This is a genomic window from Homoserinimonas sp. (assembly GCF_056262345.1).
In genome coordinates, this window is record NZ_JBACFR010000281.1 from 1 (window position 1) to 2,628 (window position 2,628).

Below are 2,628 nucleotides of genomic sequence, written 5' to 3' on the forward strand. Positions count from 1 at the left end.
CCCGACGGTCGCCGTCTCGCCGAGTTCACCGATCTCATAGAAGCGGGCAAGCTGCGAGTGCACGTCGACGCGGTATTCCCCCTCGATCGGGTCGCCGAAGCACACGCCATTCTTGAGCAGGGTCACACTCGCGGCAAGATCTCGCTCGATCTCACTCGATAGGACTGGTTCGCCGCCCGCCCGACAACTCGGGGCCCAGTTGGGGGGCTAGGTCCCCTGTGTGAGGGCGATGCCTGCGCGATGGTGGGATTCCGCTAACAGTTGAAGGAACCCATCGTGCGCAAAGCTCTGCTCTCGGGAGTGGCCGCCGCCACCCTCATCGTCGTCACCGCCGCCGCCCCAGCCTTTGCAGCGACCGAGACGGTCACCACAGTCACCACATACACGGTGCCAGCGGATGTCGCGATCGAGATCCCCTATGACTACGCCGTGTGGGGGGATGCGGGCGCATTCGCGATCGACGGAAGCGTCGCCTTTCCGCTCACCGCCATCCAGTACGACGGCGACTTCAGCCACCACACTTTCGCAATGTCAGCCACGGCACCCGCAGGATGCATCCGCGTCGTCAAGAGCTTCACCTTCGACTACACGCTTGCGGACAACGGCGGTGTCAGCGACCCGTCCGTGCCGCTCGCGGGCGGTATCGGCGCGGGCGAGCCCCTGGCGTTCGCGCCCCTCAGCACCGCCAACGTCATCCCCGGCGGAGATGGCACGGTCAACAGGATCGATGGCGAGCGCGTCTGGGTAGACCTTGATGTGCTCCCCGCGCCCGCGCCGCCGCAGTCCGGCACCGTCACCATGTCGTACACGGGACCCGTGGCTCCGGAACAAGCCCGGGGCTACATCGGCTTCGGCACGCCAGACGTGACCACGTGGGTCGTCGATCGAGCATCATTTCTCGTGACCGACACCTGCAGCAGCGAGGTCGCTACCCCGGCCGTCGCGGCACCGCCCGTCCTGCCCGCGACGGGCGCGGAGTCCGGAATCGCCGGAGCTCTTGCCGCAGCCTTCCTCGCAGTGGGCATTACAGGACTACTGCTGGCCCGCCGCCGCACCACCCGCGCCGGGGACCACTGAACTCGAGGCACCTGATCGATCGAAAGCCGGTCTATCTGCGGTGGCGGTCTGTGCGGTGAGGCGCGGTCGTCCCGCCCGTTGCGCCACGAGCAGCCCCGCGAGCAGCAGGAGGCCGCCGATCCATTCCGCCGTGTTCGGAACTTCGCCCAGGAGCGCCCAGGCTGCCGCGATTCCCGCGACCGGAGCCAGCAGAATCCACGGCACCACGGCGGCAGACGGATACTTCGAGAGCAGCCGGTTGAAGATGGCATACCCGAACAGGGTGCACAGTCCGGCGGTGTAGATCGTCGAAACCGCCGCCTCCCACGAGAAGCCGGCCAACGCTGCTCCGATCTCGGCCGGGCCGTCGATCAGGAGCGAGAGCGCGAACAACGGGATCGGCACAACAAGCGCTGACCACACCGTCAATGAGAGGCCGCCCGAGATTCCGGATGCCCGGGAGACAACATTGCCGATGGCCCACGACAGGGCGGCGAGCAGAGACAGAACAAGCGCGACAAGGGGCACGCTGCCCTCTCGCCCTACGGCTACGATCGCGAGGCCCACCGAGCCGATCACTGCCCCGATCAGTTGCGCGGGTGCCGGAACCTCCCGAAGGACGCCGGAGGCGATGACCATCGTGAAGATCACCTGCGCCTGGAGCACGAGAGCGGCGAGCCCCGGCGGCATTCCCAGGTGCAACGCCACATAAAGAAAGCCGAACTGCCCAAGCGACATGAAGACCCCGACGCCAATGATGAATCGCCAGGGAGCATCCGGCTTGCGCACAAAGAAAATGGCCGGAAGGAGAACCACAGTGAAGCGGATGGCCGCGAACAGCAGCGGCGGAATCCCGTCCATTCCCCAGTCGATGACAACGAAGTTGATGCCCCACAGGGTGGCTACCAGAGCGGCGAGCAGACAGTCACGCAGATTCACCTGCTCATCCTCTCCCGCCGCAACCATGTAAATCCAGCAAACGATTTGCATGCACACCAGGTAGCATCGCTTCATGATTGACGTCACGGCACTGCGGTCACTCCGCGCAATTGGCGCGCACGGATCCGTGATTGCGGCGGCGGAGGCCCTCGACTTCACCCCCAGCGCCGTGTCACAGCAGATCAAGCGGCTCGAGCGGCAGCTCGGGCTCGCCTTGCTCGAGCGCGTCGGACGGGGCGTGGTGCTGACGTCAGAGGGCCGCCACCTCATCGACGCCGGCGGTCAACTCCTCGCTCACATCGAGCAGCTCGAGTCTGGCCTTCATCGCGAGGCGGGAACCGTGACGGGCAGTCTGCGGGTTGCAGCGTTTTCCACCGCCACCCGAGGGCTCATCGCGCCCGCTATCAAAGCGGTGACGACGCAGCATCCGCGGCTCGCTCTGGAGATCGCCGAACGGGAACCGTGGGACTCCATCGACCTGGTCGCCGGCGGCCGGGTCGACATCGCCGTCGTTCACAGCTGGGGAGATGTGCCGCTCGCGATTCCTGGCAACCTCGTTCGCACTCCCCTCGCCGTCGACCTCGCCGACATCGTGATGCCCGCCGAGCACCGACTTGCGGGCAGGGAGCGCGT

4 protein-coding genes are annotated in these 2,628 nt (G+C 66.3%); 3 read left to right on the plus strand and 1 reads right to left on the minus strand.

Features of this window, described 5'->3' with window-relative positions:
* Both AC062T_RS12935 and AC062T_RS12940 read left to right on the plus strand, forming a co-directional pair.
* Positions 1-162, plus strand: a 162-nt coding sequence (locus AC062T_RS12935) for a zinc-binding dehydrogenase (RefSeq protein ID WP_476030659.1), incomplete at its 5' end; no start/stop codon positions are given.
* Positions 163-276: 114 nt separating this feature from the next.
* Positions 277-1,077: an LPXTG cell wall anchor domain-containing protein gene (locus AC062T_RS12940; protein ID WP_476030653.1), complete on the plus strand. Its 801-nt coding sequence runs from the start codon at positions 277-279 to the stop codon at positions 1,075-1,077.
* Here the strand turns inward: AC062T_RS12940 and AC062T_RS12945 are convergent.
* Positions 1,033-1,995, minus strand: coding sequence for an EamA family transporter (locus AC062T_RS12945; protein WP_476030655.1), 963 nt, complete (start codon positions 1,993-1,995; stop codon positions 1,033-1,035). The two genes, AC062T_RS12940 and AC062T_RS12945, sit on opposite strands and share 45 nt — an antisense overlap.
* A gap of 73 nt (positions 1,996-2,068) precedes the next feature.
* Here AC062T_RS12945 and AC062T_RS12950 point away from each other — a divergent pair.
* Positions 2,069-2,628 (plus strand): LysR family transcriptional regulator (locus AC062T_RS12950; RefSeq protein WP_476030657.1); only part of this gene is annotated, 560 nt, incomplete at its 3' end.